This is a genomic window from Enterocloster citroniae (genome assembly GCF_040545455.1).
Classification (GTDB): Bacteria; Bacillota; Clostridia; order Lachnospirales; family Lachnospiraceae; genus Enterocloster; species Enterocloster citroniae.
Genome location: NZ_JBEPLZ010000007.1, coordinates 117,337 through 140,317, shown reverse-complemented (window position 1 = coordinate 140,317; position 22,981 = coordinate 117,337). Strand labels below are relative to the sequence as shown.

18 protein-coding genes and 1 pseudogene are annotated in these 22,981 nt (G+C 36.9%); 12 read left to right on the top strand and 7 right to left on the bottom strand.

The features are described 5' to 3' along the window. Nucleotides 1-153 precede the first annotated feature (153 nt). Entirely contained in the window at nt 154-1,554 is a 1,401-nt protein-coding gene (locus tag ABID13_RS11690; protein ID WP_048928994.1) for an ATP-binding protein, read from the top strand. Nucleotides 1,555-1,614: 60 nt separating this feature from the next. Here the strand turns inward: ABID13_RS11690 and ABID13_RS11685 are convergent, their stop codons facing one another. Together ABID13_RS11685 and ABID13_RS11680 are read right to left on the bottom strand one after the other, a co-directional pair. After that, on the bottom strand, nt 1,615-2,748 hold the full coding sequence (locus ABID13_RS11685; protein ID WP_048928995.1) for a PspC-like choline-binding domain-containing protein: 1,134 nt from the start codon (nt 2,746-2,748) through the stop codon (nt 1,615-1,617). A 109-nt stretch (nt 2,749-2,857) separates the two neighbouring features. Further along, nucleotides 2,858-4,567 carry an N-acetylmuramoyl-L-alanine amidase family protein gene (locus ABID13_RS11680; RefSeq protein WP_354021038.1) on the bottom strand — a complete coding sequence of 570 codons (1,710 nt, stop codon included), beginning with the start codon at nt 4,565-4,567 and terminating at the stop codon, nt 2,858-2,860. A 415-nt stretch (nt 4,568-4,982) separates the two neighbouring features. On the opposite strand from ABID13_RS11680, the gene ABID13_RS11675 reads away from it, so the two are divergent. The 11 genes and pseudogenes from ABID13_RS11675 to ABID13_RS11625 form a co-directional block, all read left to right on the top strand. Next, a complete protein-coding gene (locus ABID13_RS11675) occupies nt 4,983-6,653 on the top strand; it encodes an O-antigen ligase family protein (RefSeq protein WP_082173764.1) in 1,671 nt (556 codons plus the stop codon). 33 nt (nt 6,654-6,686) lie between these two features. Continuing rightward, on the top strand, nt 6,687-8,054 hold the full coding sequence (locus tag ABID13_RS11670) for a sugar transferase (protein ID WP_048928989.1): 1,368 nt from the start codon (nt 6,687-6,689) through the stop codon (nt 8,052-8,054). Then, nucleotides 8,020-8,958: a glycosyltransferase family 2 protein gene (locus ABID13_RS11665; protein ID WP_048928988.1), complete on the top strand. Its 939-nt coding sequence runs from the start codon at nt 8,020-8,022 to the stop codon at nt 8,956-8,958. Before ABID13_RS11670 ends, ABID13_RS11665 begins: the two co-directional genes overlap by 35 nt. Nucleotides 8,959-8,977: 19 nt before the next feature. After that, a complete protein-coding gene (locus ABID13_RS11660; RefSeq protein ID WP_156200002.1) occupies nt 8,978-10,264 on the top strand; it encodes a hypothetical protein in 1,287 nt (428 codons plus the stop codon). A gap of 364 nt (nt 10,265-10,628) precedes the next feature. Continuing rightward, the gene (locus ABID13_RS11655) at nt 10,629-11,459 is read left to right on the top strand and encodes a glycosyltransferase family A protein (RefSeq protein WP_048928986.1); all 831 of its coding nucleotides are present in this window, start codon (nt 10,629-10,631) and stop codon (nt 11,457-11,459) included. Continuing rightward, complete coding sequence (locus tag ABID13_RS11650) at nt 11,459-12,499, top strand: glycosyltransferase family 2 protein (protein ID WP_048928985.1); 1,041 nt, start codon at nt 11,459-11,461, stop codon at nt 12,497-12,499. The genes ABID13_RS11655 and ABID13_RS11650 overlap by 1 nt, the downstream gene beginning before the upstream one ends. Before the next feature lie 26 nt (nt 12,500-12,525). Next, nucleotides 12,526-13,326 (top strand): ABC transporter permease, encoded by an 801-nt coding sequence (locus ABID13_RS11645; RefSeq protein WP_048928984.1) that lies wholly within the window; start codon nt 12,526-12,528, stop codon nt 13,324-13,326. 11 nt (nt 13,327-13,337) lie between these two features. Continuing rightward, the gene (locus ABID13_RS11640) at nt 13,338-14,087 is read left to right on the top strand and encodes an ABC transporter ATP-binding protein (protein ID WP_048928983.1); all 750 of its coding nucleotides are present in this window, start codon (nt 13,338-13,340) and stop codon (nt 14,085-14,087) included. Then, a complete protein-coding gene (locus ABID13_RS11635) occupies nt 14,032-15,126 on the top strand; it encodes a glycosyltransferase family 2 protein (RefSeq protein WP_156200000.1) in 1,095 nt (364 codons plus the stop codon). Before ABID13_RS11640 ends, ABID13_RS11635 begins: the two co-directional genes overlap by 56 nt. A gap of 1 nt (nt 15,127) precedes the next feature. After that, a complete protein-coding gene (locus ABID13_RS11630; protein WP_048928981.1) occupies nt 15,128-17,815 on the top strand; it encodes a CDP-glycerol glycerophosphotransferase family protein in 2,688 nt (895 codons plus the stop codon). A 22-nt stretch (nt 17,816-17,837) separates the two neighbouring features. Next, nucleotides 17,838-17,990, top strand: a pseudogene (locus ABID13_RS11625) (glycosyltransferase); the annotation flags it as partial. A 394-nt stretch (nt 17,991-18,384) separates the two neighbouring features. On the opposite strand, the gene ABID13_RS11620 reads toward ABID13_RS11625, so the two are convergent. Genes ABID13_RS11620 through ABID13_RS11600 form a run of 5 tightly spaced genes read right to left on the bottom strand, consistent with a single transcriptional unit; the run spans nt 18,385 to nt 22,981 of the window. Then, on the bottom strand, nt 18,385-19,449 hold the full coding sequence (locus ABID13_RS11620; protein WP_048928980.1) for an NAD-dependent epimerase/dehydratase family protein: 1,065 nt from the start codon (nt 19,447-19,449) through the stop codon (nt 18,385-18,387). A 16-nt stretch (nt 19,450-19,465) separates the two neighbouring features. Continuing rightward, nucleotides 19,466-20,173, bottom strand: coding sequence for an IspD/TarI family cytidylyltransferase (locus tag ABID13_RS11615; protein ID WP_048928979.1), 708 nt, complete (start codon nt 20,171-20,173; stop codon nt 19,466-19,468). Beyond that, on the bottom strand, nt 20,170-21,120 hold the full coding sequence (locus ABID13_RS11610; protein ID WP_048928978.1) for a LicD family protein: 951 nt from the start codon (nt 21,118-21,120) through the stop codon (nt 20,170-20,172). The genes ABID13_RS11615 and ABID13_RS11610 overlap by 4 nt, the downstream gene beginning before the upstream one ends. After that, entirely contained in the window at nt 21,113-22,210 is a 1,098-nt protein-coding gene (locus ABID13_RS11605) for a glycosyltransferase family 2 protein (protein ID WP_048928977.1), read from the bottom strand. Before ABID13_RS11605 ends, ABID13_RS11610 begins: the two co-directional genes overlap by 8 nt. A 33-nt stretch (nt 22,211-22,243) precedes the next feature. Then, nucleotides 22,244-22,981 (bottom strand): ABC transporter ATP-binding protein, encoded by a 738-nt coding sequence (locus ABID13_RS11600; RefSeq protein ID WP_048928976.1) that lies wholly within the window; start codon nt 22,979-22,981, stop codon nt 22,244-22,246.

The following is a 22,981-nucleotide window of genomic DNA, read 5'->3' as shown; positions in this document are numbered from 1 at the left end:
TACAAACCATACAAACTTATATAATTGATGCGAAAAGTGTCTATTTAATAAGAAGTATTTATCTTGAAAATATCCTTATAAAGTGATATGCTAATCATACAATTACTAATCAATCAATTAGTAATTGTATGATTAGTATAATGGAGGTATTCTATGTTTGTAGGACGTGAGCGCGAGCTGAAAAAATTAGAATCACTTTATAACAGCAATCAATTTGAGTTTGTTGTTTTTTATGGAAGAAGGAGAGTTGGCAAGACAACTCTGATCAATGAATTTATTAAGAATAAGCAGGCTGTGTACTACATGGCAATTGAGGGTACCCGTAAGGAGAACTTATCGGGTTTATCCAAGGTTCTATTGTCAACAGGGCCAGAGGCTGCCTGTTCTGAATTTACGGATTATAATAATATGTTAAATCATATAGATGGTTTATGTAAAAAACAGGAACGCATCATTATTGCTATTGATGAATTCCCATACCTTGCAGCATCCTATCCTGCAATATCCTCTATGCTTCAAAGCCATATTGATCAGTGTTGGAAAAACAGTAAACTTTTTCTTATCCTATGCGGTTCTTCAATGAGTTTTATGGAGGAGCAGGTATTAGGCTATAAAAGCCCTCTGTATGGCCGCAGAACGGCTCAGTTTAAAATACATCCATTCACCTTCTTTGAGGCGCGCAGCTTGCTTCTAGGCTTCTCAGACGAAGATCAGGCAGTTCTATATGGTGTTACCGGAGGAATACCTGAATATCTCTCTAGGATCAAATGTAACGAAAGCCTGGATAGAAATATTATTGATTTGATTTTTGACGAAAGTGGACGCTTATTTGAAGAACCCATAAATCTTTTAAAGCAGGAATTAAAAGAGCCAGCTTCCTATCATTCTATTATTTCTGCAATAGCAAGTGGTGCCAGCAGATTGAATGATATTTCAACAAAGGTGGGTTTGGAAACCAGTGGGTGCAGCAATCAAATATCCTCATTGATCTCTTTAGGCATTGTACGAAAAGAGATTCCTATAACAGAGCACTCCACCAGCAGAAAAACATTATATCAGCTTGAGGATAGTATGTTTCTGTTTTGGTATCGTTTTGTACGTCCTAATTTAAGCAGTATTACCCGGGGAGTCGGCGAAACCATTTACAATACATTGGTAAAGCCCCAGATCAATAATTTCATGGGGAAAATATTTGAGAATATCTGCCAACAATATTTATTTCATCATAGAGTGTATGGAACCTTGCCCTTTGCTATTGGAAATGTTGGACGATGGTGGGGAAATAACCCAAAGAAAAAATGTCAGGAAGAAATAGATATCATGGCGGTTCAGGACTCGTCCGCCTTATTCGGCGAATGTAAGTGGAGAAACGCACCTATTGATATGGATGTAGTTCATGTTTTGATTGAGAGGGGAGAATTGTTTCAATTTTCAGAAAAATACTATATGCTCTTTTCTAAAAGTGGTTTTACACAATCTGTTATAGATTATGCAAAAGATAAGAGTAATAAAATGGGATTAATATCTTATGATCAGATATGTGAATTAGAGTAAAAAGACGAATCCCAAAGAATATGCATTCCACGGATTCGTCCTTTAATTTACAATGATTTATTATTGTATCCAAACACCATCAGCATTAACATAGTAACCGTCAGGCGTGGTCTGATCGGTAACCATTAATGAACTTTCATTAAAATAATACCATTTTCCATCAACCTGTTTCCATGCATTGGTCACATATGTACCATCTTCCTGCTTAAATTTCCAATCAGTACCCACTGATTCCCATCCCGCAGCAGATGACATTCCAGGTCCAAGGTTTACTTCATTGACGATTGTACTTGCCTGACCATCCCATACTCCATTAGCATCTACGCGGTAGCCGTCTGGCGTGGTGGTGTCAACTGCCATGTAAGCACCGATATTAAAATAATAATACTTACCATCAGAATCCTGCAACCAGGTAGCGGATGCATAATAACCATTTTTCTGAATATATCTCCAGCCTTTATCGTCAGAAACCCAGCCCGGTTTATAACTCACCTTTACTCCGCTTGGATTTATATATGTGCCATCCGGAGCGTATGTATCTGCCAACATAATTCCATTTTGATCCATATAGTATGTTTTTTCATCTACCGTAAGCCAGCTGTCGGTAACAAAGGAACCATCACTTTTTCTGTAGGTCCATTGTCCATTCGCATTTTTTACCCATCCGCTGGTCTCAGTTCCTTCATATGCGCCAGCATCAGAACCATCTACATTGATCAAATATTTGCGCACATCCGCAGGAAGGGTGGATGAATCTACGTTACCTGGCAGATGAACCACATGAATATAACGCTTATCCGTATCCAGGTTCTTGTAATTTGTCTTCAATACAATCTGCATGGTAGGCTGACTTCCTTCCGGAAGGATAGACCAGTTTTCGGGAATTCCCCAGACACCATCTATATTTACTAAGTCTGGCACTGTCCCCCATGGCCGAGAATATGTCGATGGTTCAAATGTGTAGGCATAATCATAACCGCGGTTTAAGATAACATCGCTTTCATTAACCGTATTGCCACCTACAAGTATTGCAAAGGATACCCCGTCACCACAGTCCACCGGACGCCACTCAAATAAGTATGCACCGCTGCTTTCCATAGTTATACTACTTGCTGTATCAGCAAATGATTGGGCTGCTGTTCCCAATGACAGGGTCATAGCAAGTCCAAGTATTGCAAGATGTCTTTTCAACATATAGTTCCTCCTAAATTAAAAGGAAGCGCTGCGACTAATAATATAAAATCATCAGTCACAACGCTTCCCCCTTAAATTTTAATTGTTAAAGTCAAAGTACTAAATAGAATTAGTCCTCAACATAGATAACTCTGATTACGCCGCTGTTATCAGTTACGTAAACATAATCGTTACCATCTTTGCTCTTGCCCTTCTTATCAACAACCTTACCAGATGTGTTGATGAGTTTCAGAGTATTTGTAGGCAGAACATAAAGTTCTTTCAGATCTGAAGCTTTCTTATTGAAGGAAGAAGCAGCAGCCTTAGCAGCAGCAACATTAGCCTCAGTTACTGTATCAGATGTTGGTGTAACTACAGAGAGCACTGCCTGAGCATCATCTAACTTTTTCCATGTCTCTGCTTTACCTGCTACGGTTACATCCTGGATAGCCTGATATTTATCATCAGATCCAGCCTTCAACAGCATACCAGCAAGGTAATACTTGTCATCCTTCTCACCGTTCACGCCAGAGCCCTTCTTAGAGCCTGATTTCTCGAAGTAGAAGTTAAAGTTATCTCCATCAATTGCAATGCTGGTCTTGTTGGTCTTCATAGCACCATCATTGCCATCACCGAAGTAGTAGCAAAGGTAATCATTCTGGTTGAACCACTGAGCACTGGTGATGAAATCATCTTCAGTATCAAATGGATGACTGTTATCATCATCAGCAACTACTGTCATATCGCTTTCCTTGATGAATTTCAGGCCATTAACCATACGGCCATCATTTCTGAATGCATATTTCTTGCCCTTGATGGTCTTGAACTCACCTGCGTACAGGTTGCCGCTTCCATCTGCATAGTACCATGCATCTTCATCATCATTGTACTTGCCTTCGTTCAGGTACTCAGCTGCTACTACCTTGAACCAGCCCTTGCTTACACGAGCGCCGTCTTCTACACTGTTGAAGTATCTCCATGCTCTGGAATACTGAGCAGAATTACCTGTCTTCTCAACAGCAGCTGTACTATTTGTTCCTAAGTTAGAAGTTGCCTTTGCAATATCCAGAGACCACTCAGCTACCATTGCACCATACTGGTCAAATGCATACTTCTTACCATTGATGGTCTTCTCTTTGGTATCGTCAGAACTATCAGACTGAACCTTCTTACCATTGGACTTGAAGTAGAACCAACGGCTCTGATCCTCATCATCATTAAATACTGGAGCAATCTCATAATCATTGGTTGCTTCATCATATGTGATATCCATCTGCAGCCAGCCAACGGTCATAGCACCGTCATCTTCGCCGCCGAAGTAGTAAACGCCATCCTTGAAAGCATCGCCGTCTGTATTGTCGATACGCTCTGCATTATCAGCAGCTACCCAGCCATACAGCATCTTGCCTTCATCATCAAACGCATATTTCTTACCGTTAACGGTCTTTAATGCAATGTTGTCTCCGCTGTTCTTTAAAGCCTTACCATTAGCCTGGAAGTAATACCAGTAATGCTCTGGCTCATCATCCTCACCAGCGTCCTCATTGTCAATAGCTACCCACTGATTGGAAGCCATAACGCCATTGATATCTACATAGTAGTAGTTGTCGCCATCCTCGATCAGGGTGTCGATAGCCATCTCGCCATCGCTATCCAGGTAATACCAGTTATTACCGGACTTTGCCCACTTATCGGTTACTCTGTCGCCATTCCTATCATAGTATACCCAAGTACCATCTTCCTCAGCCCAACCCTGAGCCGCAAAAGATGTCATGGATGCACCAATAGCGAGCAGTGCTGCTGTTGATAATACAGCAACTAATTTTGTCTGCTTTCTCATAATTAATGCACTCTCCTTTTTCTTTTTGAAATACTTTTTGAAATTCCTTTATTGCATTACGAGTTGATTATACTTCGGATAAGGAAAATTATCGGGAGGTGCAAAATAAAGGGATCAAAAATGGGGGATGGGGGAGAAATTGGGAAGTAACGAAGATCCAATACGAAAACAATAATATATCATACGATTTTAATAGAAAAATAAATAAAAGCAACTCTTTTTTTAAAAGTCATAAAGTTGCGTTCTTGGGGGTAAAATGATATACTGATATATGTTCTAAAATCAGGTATTTGCTAAGTATACCTGTGGATACAGGGAAAATCCGAGAGAACTGGCTTCTGGCAGGAAGCGTCCATAATGGGTTTAGCAATTTAACGATTGTATAGTTCTCAAAATAAGAAGGAGACCAAGAACTATGAATGATTCAAATATAAAGAGTGATGCCAACGGCAAGGGGGGCCCCGGATCTGAATGGAAACGGATGAATGCAGTGGTCACTGGCCTTTTTACCTTACTTATTATAGCTGGCGTGCCAGTGATATTTCGGGATTACTATTTTGATATATTATCCTTTAAGTATCACTTTTATTGTGCTGTAGTGATCCTGATGGCTGTAGTGATGCTTATTGTGGCGATTGTATATGACTCCAAAGAGAAAGACCAGCCTGACGGAAGGGGTATGGGGGAGGTGATGAAAGGTTTCAGTATCAAGTCGCTTTCGGCACCTGATTGGGCTATGATATGCTTTTTTCTTGCAGCAGCCATCTCTACCTTTCAATCAGAGTATTTTTATGAATCTTTCTGGGGAAATGAAGGAAGATATTGCGGTTTGTTTTTGATCATCCTTTATACGGTCAGCTTTTTTTTGATCACTAAGTGTTTGAGGTTTAAACAGTGGTATTTAGATGTTTTTCTTGTAGCAGGCATGGTCGTATGTATAGTTGGAATACTTCATTATTTCCAGTATGATCCATTGGGATTTAAGGTGGATTTAATTGATAAGGATTATAAGACCTTCACATCCACGATCGGTAATATTAATACTTATACGTCCTTTATTGCATTACTGATGGGAATGTCTTCCGTTCTCTTTGCAATTGAGGCTAACCTTTATAAAAAGATATGGTATTTTGTATGTTTTACCGTATCATTATTTTCACTAATTACAGGGATTAGCGATAATGCATATCTGGCCCTTGCGGCTTTATACGGATTTTTGCCGCTATATCTTTTTTCAAATTTAAAAGGATTTAAACATTATATATTGATGCTGGCTGTTCTTTTTTCAGAGTTTCAGCTGATTGACTTTCTTACCCAGAAAATTCCGGATCATGTCATGGAGATCAGCGGGCTGTTTAATGTGGTGTCTGGTTATGGAAAATTGGCCTATATTGTAATTGCACTTTGGCTTATGGTTGCAGCTCTTTATGTATTAGATATCAGGATGAAAAATCAGAATACGGGTAGGGGAGAAAGCAACATAGGAAGATATATTTGGCTGGCAATTATCGTTATTGTTGTATTGCTGATGGCGTTTGTTCTTTATGATGTCAATGTCAGAGGAAATGCGGATAAATACGGCTCACTATCAGGCTACTTACTTTTTAATGATGATTGGGGAACCCACAGGGGGTATATATGGCGGATTGGAATGGAAAGTTACCAGCGTTTCCCACTGAGCCACAAAATATTTGGATATGGTCCGGATACATTTGGAATAATAACAAAATATAATTATTATGAAGATATGGTGAGCCGGTATGGAGAGAAATTTGAGAGTGTCCATAATGAGTATCTGCAATATTTGATCACAATTGGAATTGCAGGTCTGATAAGCTATATTGGTTTGCTGTCTGCTTCCATATGGAAAATGCTTCAAGGTGCTAAAAAGGAACCTGCTGTAATTGCGATCGTTTCCGCGCTTATTTGTTATGGTGCCCAGGCATTTGTCAATATCAGCGTACCGATGGTAGCTCCGGTAATGCTGACTCTTATGATGATCGGGCTGTCGGCAGTACGGGACACAAGATCCCATCTTCCAGAAGATACCGTTGCCGGAGGATTAAGCAGGTGTTATACTGGATAAGGTGCTTAAAATATTTTTTGAGGAAAGATACAAGTGAAAAAATACGAACAGTATAAACGGTTAATAAAATTCCTTTTTTCGTTTAATGCAATTCTTTTTGTTGTGATTGTATATTGGTTTGTGTGGAATGGATATTATAACAAGATTATTGAGAGACCCTTTTGGCGTAGAGGAAACTGGCTGATCGTTCTTTTGTATGCTTCATTGCTGGTATTCTTTTACAAAACTTATGGCGGCTTTAAGATAGCATATTTGAAAAAGGGTAATTTGATCTGGTCGCAGATCTTGTCAATTATTTTTGTTAATATCATTACATACATCCAAATATCGCTGCTTGACCAGGAGCTGCAGTCTGTTTATCCAATGTTATTTATGAGCCTTATTGAATTTTGTATCGTTGCACTATGGGCTAATATATTTCAATGGATATATAGGAAAATGTTTCCGCCTAAGAAATTGTTGCTGGTATATGGGGATCGGCCGGCATTTCACCTGCGCGATAAGATTAGTTCCAGGGAGGATAAGTATTATCTTGAAGATGCGGTCCATATAAGTATGGGCGAAGAAGAGATAATGAAGCTGGCGGTTAATTATGATGCGATCATCATAGGTGACGTACCGTCCCATGAAAGAAATCTTCTTATGAAATTATGCTTTAAGGAATCGATTCGCACCTACAGTGTACCTAAGATATCGGATATATTAATTCGTACGTCATCGGAACTGGATATTTTTGATTCGCCTTTATTGCTATCCAGAAATGAGGGGCTTCAGATTGAACAGCGTTTTGTAAAACGTATCCTGGATATTGTGTTCTCGGTTTTAGGGCTGATCTTATCTTCTCCGTTTTTTGCGGTGATTGCATTGATGATAAAATGCACGGACAGAGGAGCGGTGTTTTATCGCCAGGACCGTCTTACCCAGAATGGAAAAGTCTTCAGTATCTGCAAATTTAGGACCATGATACAAGACGCGGAAAAGGATACAGGCGCAAGACTGGCGTCAGATCATGATGACAGGATTCTGCCGGTAGGGAAATTTCTAAGACGAACCAGGCTGGATGAATTGCCGCAGCTGTGGAACATTTTAAAGGGAGAGATGTCCGTTGTTGGCCCCAGACCTGAGCGGCCTGAGCTGGCAGAGGAAATAGAAAAGGAAATTCCTGAATTTCATGACAGGTTGAAAGTAAAAGCTGGGTTAACCGGCTATGCACAGATCTATGGTAAATATAACACGACTTCTTATGATAAACTGAAGCTGGATCTATCATATATCAGAAAATATTCAGTCTTTTTAGATCTGAAATTGATATTGATGACGCCTAAAATCATGTTTATGAAAGAGAGTACGGAAGGTGTAAAAGAAGATGGACACAATAGCGGTGTTAATTCCATGTTATAATGAAAGCAAAACCATTGAGAAGGTTGTAAATGATTGGAAACGCCAGCTTCCGGAGGCCACAATCTATGTTTATGATAACAACTCCTCTGATCAAACAGCCGAGCTTGCACGCCGGGCGGGTGCGATCGTCCGACAGGAATTCAAGCAGGGAAAAGGGAATGTGATCCGGCGGATGTTTCGTGAGATTGACGCGAAGTGCTATTTGATGGTAGATGGAGATGACACCTATCCCGCTGAGTATGGGAAAGAGATGGCGGATAAGGTGTTGAAAAACAATTCGGATATGGTGGTGGGAGATAGGCTCTCATCTACTTATTTCGAGGAAAACAAGAGACCGTTTCATAATCTTGGCAACTCCCTTGTGAGGAGCACAATCAATCATTTGTTTAAAACAAATGTGCGCGATATTATGACAGGATATCGCGCTTTAAGTTATCTGTTTGTAAAGACATTTCCTGTTTTGTCTAAAGGGTTTGAGATTGAAACGGAGATGACAATCCATGCCATTGATAAAAACATGATGGTGGATCATGTGGTCATAGAATATCGTGACCGTGTGGAGGGAAGCGAATCAAAGCTCGATACATATTCGGACGGATTTAAGGTGCTGAAGTCGATTTTTAGACTTTATAAGAATTACCGTCCAATGGAGTTCTTCGGAGGTCTGTCCGTGTGCCTGTTTGTGATAGCGGCGCTTATGTTTTTCCCTATATTGTTGAAGTTTTTTAGGACAGGGCTTGTGCCAAATTTCCCCACGTTGATCGTCAGTGGATTCGTAGCATTAACAGCAATTATTTCATGGTTTTCAGGAATGATCCTTACCTCCATAGTGGAAAAAGATCGACAGCAATTTGAGTATCATCTGAATCTAATGGAAGTGATTCGGAAACAATATAATGATTAATATTGGTAGGGAGACCTTGATGAAACGTTTGAATACACCCATAAAAATGTTCCTGGTTCTAGTCTTTAGTATGGTAGTTGGAGTTATTTTACTTTACCTTGTGTTTCTGATCCCAACTGATCCGATTTACAAACATGTAAAGGATTCGATCCATGTGTTTGAAATTGAAAATACATATCCTATAATGGATGGTAAAAGAGCAAAGATATTGGACAACTGGACGGATGCATTGATGCTTGGAAATGCAGCATTTGATAATACGGATGCAGATACATTACATAAGGCGTTAAATGTCTATAGACCGGCCTATAACGATGATAATCCTACGTATTCTCTTATCGATTATATCAACGGGGCTGAGGTCGAGCGTATTTCCATTTACCCACGTTATTGGCATGGATATCAGGTGATTTTAAAACCGCTTTTATTCATGACGGATTATTTGGGATTCCGCAGTATCAATCAAATTGTTTTACTTACATTGAGTGCACTCATATTGGCTGCTATGTATAAATTTGGGCAGCGCAAGATCATGATTCCGTTTTTGCTTACATTATTATTCTTAAGGCCCAAGGCTATTGCGTTTTCACTTCAGTATTCCGCTGTTTTTTACATAACGCTTACGGCAACGCTGGTCAGCTTGGTCTGGAATCAAAGATTACGGAAGGGACAGGGATATTTGTTTTTCTTTCTTATCCTAGGAATCATTACAAGTTATCTGGATTTATTAACCTACCCTGTCATAACACTTGGAATCCCTCTTACAATGTGGCTTATCATGCAGGAGGATTCCTTCACTAAAAAAAAGGTTATAAAAATAGTGCAGTATTCAATTACATGGGCTCTGGGATATTTTGGAATGTGGGCAGAAAAGTGGTTGGCAGCATCTGTTCTGCTTCAACGGAATATATTCAAGGATGCGATCAGTCAGGCTCAGTTTCGCGTATCAGGCCAAATATCAGGGGAAGCCTTCACCAGATTGGAGGTGGTTGGAAGAAATCTGTACTATGGATTTTCTGAGATCCTTATACCAAGCGGTATTATATTACTTGCAATATGTTTGTTTATATTGTGGAAATATAAAATGGATTTCAAGACCATGTGTGTGCACATGATTCCTTATATGCTGATTTGTTTGATACCATTTACATGGTATATGGTATTGAGAAACCATTCATATATACACATAAGTTTCACCTACCGAGCTTTGTCCGTGGCTGTGTTCTCGTTTTTGTGTATGGGGGCGGCTGCTGGGGATGAGGGGAGGAGAACAGATTATAAGAGTAGGCTTCATAGAATAAAGTGACGGTTAATAATTAATAACATTGTGGAAAAGAAAAACAAATCTTATAGTATACCAACGGAGGAGACTTCCTCTCTCGATATCGGGAGAGGAGGTCTCTATTTTGATTACCTTATCTGCCATCACGTGGCACCGATTCCGGAATATGATTGAGGATTTGAACGAAACGTCCTATCCCAAAGTGTTGCCTTCACTAAATGTCACATAAATCAATAACATACATAATTCAATGAACTTTTTGATTAATCAATATATAACAAAGATAAAAAGCAGTCGATATCATTGATAATATCGTCTGCTTATTATATAGATAAATTTCAGTATAGTATTACATGGTTACCGATATTTGAAAAACGAGGTAAACTGCATGCAATTGGAAATTCTTTTATCCTGCATGAATCAGGCTGATACATCTCTTATAAACAAAAGCGGTATTGTTGGAAATGTTTTAATGATTAATCAGTGTGTTAAAAATGATTTCAGTACAGCAAGAGATCAGCCGAAAGAGAGTGTATATAATACAAACCCATATGTAAGAGTTATCACAACACATGAAAGAGGCCTTTCTCGCAGCCGTAATATGGCGATTTTACATTCCCTGGGTGAAATTTGTCTTCTATGCGATGATGATGAACGGTTTAAGCCAGATTATCAAGAGACTATTCTCAGCGCTTTTCAGAAGCTTCCACAGGCAGATATTATTATTTTTAACGTGTGCGGGAAAAGGACACGGCTTTCTCCAAAAATTCAGAGACTTGGATTTTTCGGTTGTTTAAAGATTGCCTCTTATCAAATTGCATTTCGAAGAAAAGCAATATTAGAGCATAATATTAAGTTTGATATTTATATGGGCGCAGGAAGCGGCAATGGTTGTGGCGAAGAAAATAAGTTTCTTCTCGATAGTTTAAAAGCTGGTTTAAAACTTTTTTACGTGCCACATACCATTGCAACCGTAATGCCTCAAAAATCTACATGGTTTTCTGGTTATGATAAATTCTTTTTTTATCAGCGAGGGGCTGCTACGAGATACATGTTAGGTACAGGTATAGCCCTGCTTTATGGAGTATACTATCTGGCTGCCAAAAGACATTTATATTGCTCAGATATCAGTAGTCTGCAAGCAGGTATAGCTCTTTTTAAAGGTATTTGGGAAAATCCCATTGTGCATCAGATAAAAAGAGCAGTAGGAGAAAAATAATGGAAAAAATTATATCGTTTATAATCCCTTCTTATAATGTAGAAAAGTATCTTGTTACTTGCCTGGATTCCTTTCTTGTTCCTAATCTCTTAAAACAATTTGAGGTGATTGTTGTGGATGACGGATCTACAGATAAAACATCAGCGATTGCTAATTCTTATGTAGAACGTTTTTCAGACACATATCGTTTGCTTAAAAAAAATAATGGTGGGCATGGCTCTGCCATCAATGCTGGCAGTAGAGTTGCTAAAGGAAAATATTTTAAAGTTATTGATGCTGATGACTGGATCGTAACCGAAAATTTAGAAGATCTGATACGACAACTCTTACTATGTGATGCTGATGTGGTGCTCACCCCATTCCATATGGTAGACAAATCTACCGGTAAACGAGAAATACGCTGCATGTACATTGACAATTACGAAAATGCTCTTACCCTGGATCAAATAATGGCAAATTGGAAAGCCTTCGACCGCTGTATGACTTTCCATGGCATTACTTACAAAAGATCTTTTTATAATGAGTACCGCCATGAGCTGCCGGAAAAGATATTCTATGAAGATCAGGAATACGCCTCAATACCCTGTTGTCATGCTCAGAGCATCCAGGCTTTAAATATATTTGTTTATCAGTATCTGATAGGAAATAACGAGCAAAGTGTAGCAGCCCATAACCAGTTAAAACGAATTGATCATATAAAAGGAGTGGCACTTAATACAGCAAAATATTATTCTGTTCATCCGGAATTGGGTTCTGGCGGAAAAAATTATCTTTCCATGAAGATCCAAGGAATTCTTTTAAGTTATTATACGACTACATGTATTGTTAATCCAGATAAAAGGGAGGGGAGACTCGCATGCAAAAAAACAAACAAAGAAATAAAAATGTTAAGTCCCGAGTTATTTCAGCAAGTCTCAAAAAAGTTTAAAGTATATCAACTATTCAGCTTTTTAAACATAAACAAAAGGCAATATGAAAGCCTACTTCAATTGCGATTTTACAATCGTCTTAGGAAAAATCATGACCGCATTAATGAATGACTACTGATAATAAGGAGACTGAAAGAATGAAAAACGTCATAAACCTATTTCATCGGCGTTTAATTAACTCATGGCAGTATCGGGATTTACTCAAACAACTGGTAACACGTGATATTAAATTAAAATACAGGCGAAGCTTTCTTGGCTACGTGTGGAGTGTATTAAATCCATTGTTAATAATGATCGTTATGGCTATTGTATTTTCTACTATGTTTAAACGTGATATAGAAAATTTCCCCGTCTATCTGTTTACCGGCCAAATTATGTTTAATTTTATGAATACATCCACACATCAGGCTATTTTTTCTATTACCGGAAACAGTGCACTATTAAAAAAAACGTACGTCCCCAAGTATATATTTACTGTCTCCAAAATCACAAGCGGTTTAGTTGACTTTTTCTTTTCTTTAGGTGCATTGATACTTGTAATGATAGCTACAAAGGCTAGGTTTACTCCTTATTTGCTCCTTATTCCTTTCGTGGCATTACAATTGTACGTATTTTGTATTGGTCTTGGTATGTTTTTAGCTCAAGCTAATGTTTTTTTCCGTGACATTCAGTATATTTATAACGCAGTAACCACTGCATGGATGTACTTAACACCAATCTTCTATCCGATAGACCTTTTGCCTGCTAATGTTATGTGGATGGTTAAACATCTAAATCCTATGTATTTTTACGTAGGACAATTTCGCGACATTGTATACTATGGTAGGATGCCTGGTCACATAATTGTATTTGCAGGTTGCTTTACTGCCATTGCTATGTTAATTATTGGTGTTAGATCTTTCCTTAAAACACAAAATAACTTTATTTTATATATATAGCAGGAGGCAGTATGGGAAATAAACCAGTAATAATAGATATTGACCATGTAACCATACGTTTTAATCTGGCAAACCAAAAAGTAGACAATCTAAAAGAATATTTTATTAAGCTTGTCAAAAAGGAATTAATGTTTCAGGAGTTTCTAGCGGTAAAAGATGTTAGCTTTCAGATTCATGCAGGTGAATCCTGGGGAATCATTGGTGTTAATGGATCCGGTAAATCCACCTTATTAAAAGCCATCAGCGGAATTCTAAAACCCTACCACGGCAGCATTACAGTTAAGGGTAATGTAGCACCACTCATTGAATTAGGCGCCGGCTTTGATGCTAATATGACTGCAAGAGAAAATATATTCTTAAATGGCTGCGTACTTGGCCATACAGAAAAATATATGAAGGAACATTTTGATGAAATCGTAGATTTTGCAGAACTTTGGGATTTTTTGGACTCACCTATCAAAAATTACTCTTCAGGAATGAGGGCTCGGCTTGGGTTTGCAATTGCCACTATGGTAAAGCCTAATATACTTATTGTTGATGAAATTCTGGCTGTAGGCGATTATAAATTCCGCCGAAAATGTGAACAGCGTATGAGTGCTATGCTTGAAGGAGGCACAACATTACTTTATGTCTCACACTCTATTGATGAAGTAAGGAGACTCTGTGACCATGTAATATGGTTAGAAAAAGGAGCTGTTCGTCAAATTGGCGAAACACAAAAAGTCTGTGATGAGTATATTAAATGCATGTCAATTAAGTAGGTGCAAAATGATATATATATCAATAATAGTACCTGTATATCAGGCTGAATGTTATATAGAACGTTGTTTGCTAAGTTTGTTAAATCAATGTTTTACTAATTATGAGATCATATGTATTGATGACGGATCAACAGACAAATCTGCTCAGATAATTAAAGATTTTATATTGAGATATCCAATCATTCGATACTACTATCAACCAAATAAAGGTGTTAGTGCAGCTAGAAATCTTGGATTGAGCAAAGCAAGCGGAGTATATGTACTATTTGTTGATTCTGATGATATACTCAAAAAAAATGCAATAAAAGCACTTTACAATAAAGCCAAAAAAGTCAATGCGGAAATCTTAATATTCGGAGGACAAGCCGATAAACTTCTTTTGACACCTGATTGGGTAAAAGATGCATTTTTTACAAAGAACGAACTATATAATAGTAATTCAATAACAGCACTTTTTAGTGCAAGTGGTGCACGACCATCTGTATGTAATAAATTGTTCTATAAAAAAACATTAGATGGCTTATCATTTCCAGAACATATATCTATAGGTGAAGACATAGCCTTTTTGTTTATGGCTTTTCCAAAAGCAGAGAATATTGTATGCTGGTCAAAGAATATTTATAGATACCAAGTTTCAAACGCAGCATCTGCTATGAACACCATAGAAGATAAGAGAAAAGATTTTTTTGATAATCATTTAAAAACAGTGGAATATATAATCGATGGATGGAAAAGATTAAATATCTTGGACAAAAATAAAATTTTATTCATACAATGGATGATACACTTTTTGGATTATGTTTATATTTCTCTGAATGAGCAAGAAAAACTCCTTTTTAAGGAACGATTAATTAAGGTTTTTTTACAATTAGATATCACATATGAGGAAACAATTCAACATCTAACCTATGTTCCGGAAAAAGGGGCTATTACAATATGTAAATTATTTAATTCAATGCTACATCAAGTAAAAAGATATGGTTTTAAATTTGGTATCAAAAGTATTATAATTAAACTTTTCGAACATATAGGAGTATAAAATGGAATTGCAAAAGCATTATAAATTTAAATTCACTATTATTACAGCAGTATATAACATATCCCCTTTTCTATCAGAGGCTATAGATAGTTTAATAAACCAAGACATTGGATTTGAAGAAAATGTTCAGCTAATATTGGTTGATGATGGATCCACTGATGGATCTTCTGATTTATGTGATATATACAAAAAACAATATCCAGATAATATTATAGTCATCCATAAGACCAACGGCGGAGTATCATCTGCACGAAATGAAGGCCTGAAATACGCTGAAGGAAAATATGTTAATTTCATGGATGGCGATGACAAATTATCAGAACAAACTTTATCCACGGTTGATAAATATTTTAAACTTTGGCCAGAAGTATGTATAATAACTATTCCATTAGTGTTTTTTGATGGGCAAACCGGAAGCCATATTCTTAATAACAAATTCAACCAATCATCACGTATTATTAATGTCATAAAGGAATATCAATATCCACTATTAGCTATTAATGCAACGTTTATAACATATGAAATAGCTCAGAAGGTACATTTTGATGAGCGCCTTACTACTGCAGAAGACGCAAAAGTCGTTATGCAAATTTTACTGCATACATTTAACTATGGGGTCGTATCAGATGTAACATATTGGTACCGAAAACGGACAACTGGAGAGAATTCAGCAATACAAAATGCTGTACATTCTAAACCTTGGTATATTAACCATATGCAATATTTTGCGCGTTGGTGTATTGATGAATGCCTCTCTTCTAAGGGATATATCCCTCGCTTTGTTCAATATATCTTAATGTATGATTTACAGTGGCGGTATAGAATTCCATCACTGCCTCATAACCTATTATCAGAGGAAGAACTTCAGGCGTATGTAAATAATATAATATATTTGATAAAACATTTTGATGATGACATTATCATGGCACAAAAAAACATATATTTAGAACATAAATTATTTATCTTAAAGCAAAAGTATGATAATGCACCAGATGAATATGTAATTAATAATGATATAGTCTATGCATATGGAAGCATGGAAATATATCGCAGATCACAGGTCAATGTTAAAATTGATTTTATAGAAATACATGAAAACCGTTTGACCCTAGAAGCTTCATCTATATTTTGCGGACTTAATTCTAACCCAAAGGTTCAATGGTACTTAAGGATTAACGATGATTTAATTCCTTGCACGAATATAGAGCGGAATGGAAACATTAAATCTCTGGATGAACGTATCGCTGTATCACTGGGTTTTACAGCATCTTTTTATTTGGAAAAAGGTAAATCATATAGCATCACTATTATCTGTAAAATTGGTGATGCATATGTTGAGCAACAAAAAATAAGCTTTGGTAAATTTTCACCTTTACAAGGTGAGATGTGGAATTCTTACTACATAGGAGATAACCATATATTAACCTATTCATATCATACCTTATTACTAAAACCCTATCACCTTTATTCACATATTTATCGTGAATTATCTTATTTAAAAGGACTTATAAAACGGAATTCTACTGCTTCATGGAAAGCTATATTTATTCGATGTGCATATATATTAAGGAATATTTTTCCTCATAAAAAAATTTGGCTGATTTCCGACAGAATAAACAAGGCAGATGATAACGGTGAAATATTTTTCAAATACATGCAAGAGCATCCAGCTAACCATATTAAATGCTACTTTGCTATATCAAAAAGCAGTAATGATTTTAAAAGGATTTCCAACTACGGAAAGGTTATACCTTTTGGTGGCTGGCGTTATAAATGGTTACATATATGTGGTGCAACAATTATTTCTTCGCAAGGGGAAGACTATGTATTCCACCCATTGCAAAATAGCTCTATATATTATTCAGATATAATTCAAAAGGGGCGTTTTATATTTCTGCAGCACGGCGTAATCCAAAATGACTTATCTGAATGGCTTAATAAATACAATAAAAATATTTCCTTATTTATAACGACTACGTATCCAGAGTATAAGTATATATTAAACAGTAACTTCTATTATTCAGATATGATTGTTAAGCTTACCGGATTGCCGCGACACGATTACTTGTACCATAACGAACAAAAAATCATTACAATCATGCCAACCTGGCGTCGGTACTTAGTATCAGAGATATCCTCCTCTCAAGTAGCGAGAACACCCTTAAATGGGTTTACAAAAAGTACCTATTATAATATGTATACACAACTATTAAATCATCCTAAATTAATTTCAGCAGCAAAAGATTATGGATATTCCATACAGCTTATGATTCATCCAAATATGTCCTGTACACTTCCGCTTTTTTCATTCGACCCATTTATTAATGTGCTTTCAATTGATGAATCGTATAGAAAAATATTTGCTGAAAGCAATTTATTAGTGACTGATTATTCCTCAGTATCATTTGACTTTGCTTATCTACGGAAACCGGTTTTATATTATCAGGTAGATAAGAAAGAAATTTTTTCTGGTATACATACCTTTAAGAAAGGGTACTTTGATTATGAAAAGCATGGTTTTGGAGAAGTCGAATATACTGTCGATACAATGGTCGAACGGATAATTGAATATATGGAAAGAAACTGCTCTTTAAAAGATATTTATCTTGAAAGAATTAATGAAACATTTCCGTTTGATGATAAATGTAATTGCAAACGGGTATTTGAGTCAATTAACTCGTTAATCTAATATAACTTTTGAAATAAGTCTTATCTGTTTCATAGGAGGTATTCAATTAATAAGTTTAGGCGTATTAGGCGAATATATTGGAAAGATTTATCTTGAAACAAAAGTTCGCCCACGATACATAATTAGCGAGAGGACTTATACAAAACCAGTTATGTCTAATCATCAGGAGCTATAATCGTTTCATCTTTACATCTACACCTTACCGATTCAAAACTATTTTATACTGTTAGGAAATAATCACTTTCATATCCCTTTTATGTTTCTGAATCAGTTACGCATTATACTTCATTATAACAGAGACCTCCTCTCCCGATATTGAGGGAGGAGGTCTCCTCCATTGGTTTACCATAAAATTTGTGATTCAGAAAGTTGGCTATGTTAACAGTTATGTGCAAAGAATTGGATATGCGCACGAAATTCCGGACTGAGATGCAACTAGACTAAGACTCTCCCGTTTCCTCCAATAGTTTATATTTGCAAGTGACTAATCCGGGTTGGATAGACGAGACATTAGATCCTTTCGGATTCCTTAGGGAGTCTAGGAGTTTATCATTCTCTATTGGTTCTTATTAGCTTTTATAGTTCATCTTAGCTGCATACAAATCCACCGTTTTTTTGACCTTTTGTTCTATTGTGCCATTCACACGCCATCCTAATTTTCTTAATTTTTGAGCATCTAAGCGGGCAGTAGTGGCTTTGGAAAATCCTTTTTTTTCCACATCGTCCGGGAGTTCAAAAACGACTTTAGTTCCTGCTATTTTGGCTAAAAGCGCGGTTAAATCTTTTAATTTGATATCGAACAATTCATCAGCGATGTTGTAAGCTTCTCCTGTTTTTCCGTAGAGAAGTATATACAAAAGCGCGGATACAACATCTGCCACATAGCAGTAAGAGAAATATTGCGTGCCTTCACTTTTTAAAACAATATCTTCTTGCCTGGCGGCATTCTTTATAAACTGTGCAAGGGCTTTGCTGTCTGTATCAAGCATAGTAGGGCCGAAAACACGGCATATTCGTGGGATTACAATGTCAAGTCCATATTTTTTAATATATGCCTGGCATAATGCTTCTCCGGTCCGTTTCCCTTCAGGATAGCCAGCACGCATAGTATTACAGTCAATATATCCGCAATAGCTTTCATCAAACTTTTCTTTATCGCCACGGTTTTCTCCATAAATTTCTACTGAGGAAAGATATATAACCCTTTTTGCATGAGATTTTAAAGCTATTTGCATTATGTTGTTAGTTCCTAAGACATTGGTCATGATAGTCCCAACCGGATCTTCCGCATACGCTCTTGGATGAGTGTTACTGGCACAGTGAAATATATAATCAATTTGTACATTAATGTCCATGGGTTCATTAATATCTTGCTGAATAAAATGAAAGGTTTGATCCATATAATAGGAAATAAAACGTTCTTTTGCCCGTTTATCAGATCGCCCTAACGCATATATTTGAATATTTGAGTGAAACTGCAGATTTCGCTCCATTAGTACATCCACTAAAAGCGTTCCGATCATACCTGTGGCGCCTGTTATAAGAATGGACTTATTATGAAGCATTTCCCAAGAAATATCTAAATTAGACAATATTTTGATGTCATCTTCGTAGAGTAGGTGATTTAAATACATAGTTCTTCTCCTGATCTTAATACTTATTTTTAATCTCCAACAATGCTTTAAAGAGTTCCAGATCTTCTGGTGTTGTTATTTTTATATTCTTATCAGACCCTGCTGCAAAATAAAGTGTTTCCCCCAAATCTGTCATCATTGTATTAGTATATGAAGCACCCAATATGCCTATCTGTTTTTCGAACGCCTCATGATATGCCCAAAGAAGTTTTCCGTATTTATAGGCCTGAGGTGTTGAAACACGCCGTAAAGTATCGCGGGGAATATAGTTTCTTGTGGTAAATTCATCAGCTTTAATAAAAATTTGTTCATTGTAGGGAAGAGATGTAACTGCATTTCCATATAATTCGCATTTGACTATTACATCTGATAGGATGGTCTCATCTACTAATGGACGAATTCCATCATGAATTATAACAATATCATCAGAGCTACAGATGTCTTCCAAATAGTATACGCCGTTACGAATTGATTCCTGGCCTGTATTTCCACCACTGATTACCCAGTGCATTTTAGTTATTCTACTTTGTTTTGCATAGCTTTTTAGTATATCATGCCATCCATCTATACATACAACTAAAATATTATCTACTTGGGGATGCTTTTGAAAAGCTTCCAAGGTATATATAATTAAAGGCTTATCGTTTACATTAATAAACTGTTTTGGTATTTCCTGACGCATCCGTTGTCCGGTGCCGCCAGCAAGAATTAGTGCTGTATTCATAATTTTTCTCCAATTCGCATTACAACATCCTGATGATTGATACAATAATCCTGATACGGAACCTCCGGGTCAAATGTAATATCTCCATGTACCCGTCCATTTGCAGCAGTAACATCTCCAGGTATTTTCATATAATCACCATACTGCCGTCCCAAGACATCTTTATAAAATAAAGGGGCCCGCAATTGAATGTTTTCAAACGGCAAATAGAAATATCCCTCATACCATCCCCTGGGCCACTGCACATTTTTACGCCATTTGAGAGTAATGTCTCCCACCATTTTTGTTTTCTTACCGGAATAACGGGCTAGAACCTTTAAATTAAAATGAGTAAAAAATTTTTTAAATGGATATATTTTAAAAAAACAATGTATCAGTTTATAGATCACCTTGCCTTTTATAGTTAATTCATTGTATGTTCTGTCATATTCATAAGCCAGAATTTTCTTTTTTGTCTCGATTTCTTTGCGGTGTAGATATCGGAAAATAAAGTTATCCGCTATTCCATCTAAAACAAAAATATCAATAAATATCCCTTTATTTATATTTTTTTCTCCATCTATCTGAATAAAACCGGTTGTTTCGCTATTTCTTAATTGTGCATGTGTGCGGAAAAAACCATCTTCCGTAAGTGTGTTTTGAAAAAAATACGGATATTGAAACTCCTGAGACGCGATTTTAAATAATTTATTGTAATCCTCGCGCGGCATAATAACATCTGCATCATCATCCCATGGTATAAAACCTTTATGCCGTACAGCCCCTAGCAAGGTACCCCCATCCATAAAATAATTAAGATTGTTTTTTTCGCATACATCAGAAAATTTTTTGAGCAGATCCAATTCTATTGACCATATTTTTTTCATTTCTTCTGAAACATAATAACCGCAGCGCTCTTCGGAATAATAAAATTCATCAGACAAATTAATTGACAATGTTTTATTCATGACCTCTCCTCCTGCCGAGAACCTTTCTGCATTTACCGAAAAATGCTTTCCATCCATGTACTTCTATAACCTCTAATGCTCGATTAATATTTCTGGCAGTAAAAAGTTTATTACCAAAAATAAGATTATGGTATTCATCGGGAGATTTTAAAAGTGCGCAAAGCAATTTGCGCTGATTTACTGAACATAATCCAGTGTCTAGAAGATGCATTTGTTCCGCCTCAACAAACTGATCATGAAAAAATTGTCTGAACTCTTTTCTGAATTTAGGTGCGATCCGCATATAAGTTTGGTGATAGGCACGGAATAGTCTGGCATAATATACGGGCAATAATGTCTGTTCAAATTCGGGATGTTTGGCTAAAAAGGCTCGAATAAATGCATATTCCTCGGCCATTGTATAAACCTTGTCTGGATTATTAATGGATGAGCCGGGGTTATCAATTCTATAGCAGTAAAACGGTCTAGGTATGTACACCAAGCGTTCTGTCTGAGAAAATACTTGGAAGTAAAATCCATTATCCTGGTATGATGCGCCGGGTGTTTCATTATAGCGTATGTTTTTATCTCTAAGGAAACTCATTTTATAAATTCCTGTCCAGTTATGCATAACAAATGTATAGACTTCAGGTTCTTTATTGGGGCAAATCAAACGGTAATAATAACTGTAATCTTTACTCATTTGTTTCGCAGTAAGATTAACCTTTCCATATTTTGTTATATAGTCAAAATAATCGGATCTAACAATATCTGCATCAAACTTCTTTGCATTTTTGTAAAGCATTTCACAGGTATCCGGCATAAAAAAATCATCAGATTCCAATATGGAGAAATACTCGCCACGAGCCAAATCAAGCCCAGTGTTCATAGCTACACCGTATCCTCCATTTTCCTTATGAATGACACGGACTCGGGAATCCTGTCTTACGTATGCATCTAAAATCTCTCCGCTTTTATCAGTGGACCCATCGTCAATACAAATTATTTCTATATCCTCAAGCGTTTGTTGAATAGCACTGTCCATGCATTGTTCCAAAAAGTTTTCCACGTTATATACGGGAATAACTATAGACACCTTTGGACTGCTCATAAGATTATATCCTCCCTCTTTACTACAATATATTTATTTGTTATGGTTTCCGTAGGCTTTACAAACATCATCCACATTGCCCGCCATTTTTGTTCGTCCATGATCCAGCCATAATGCATGGTCACAAAGCCGGCTAACATCTTCTATGTTATGGGATACAAAAAGAAGCGTAGTGCCATCATTCAACATTGTGTTCATCCTATCCATGCACTTTTTTCTGAACAAAAAATCTCCTACCGCTAGTATTTCATCCACAATTAGTACGTCAGAGGATACCATTGTTGCAACGGAAAATCCCAGACGGGCTTTCATCCCAGAAGAAAAGTTTTTAATCGGCGTGTCTAAAAAATTCCACAACTCCGCAAAATCTACTATTTCGTCAAAATGCTCGTCCATATACTTTTTGCTATGTCCCAGTACCGTTCCGTTCAGATAGATATTTTCCCGAGCAGTCATATTTCCATCGAATCCTGCTCCCAGTTCAATCAATGGGGCGATTTCTCCCAGTACGGTCACCGAACCCTTATAAGGTTTTAATATTCCACTGACTGCTTTAAGAAGAGTGGATTTGCCTGAACCATTAACACCAATTAATGCCCAGGATTCACCTCGCTTTATCTTGAGCGAAACATCCTGAAGTGCCAGAAACTCTTTGAATTTAAGTTCTTTTTTAATGAGCTTAATCGCATATTCCTTTAAATTATCAACCTTTTCACTTGCCATGTTAAAACGTATGGTAAGATTATCCACATCTACAATATATGGCTCCAT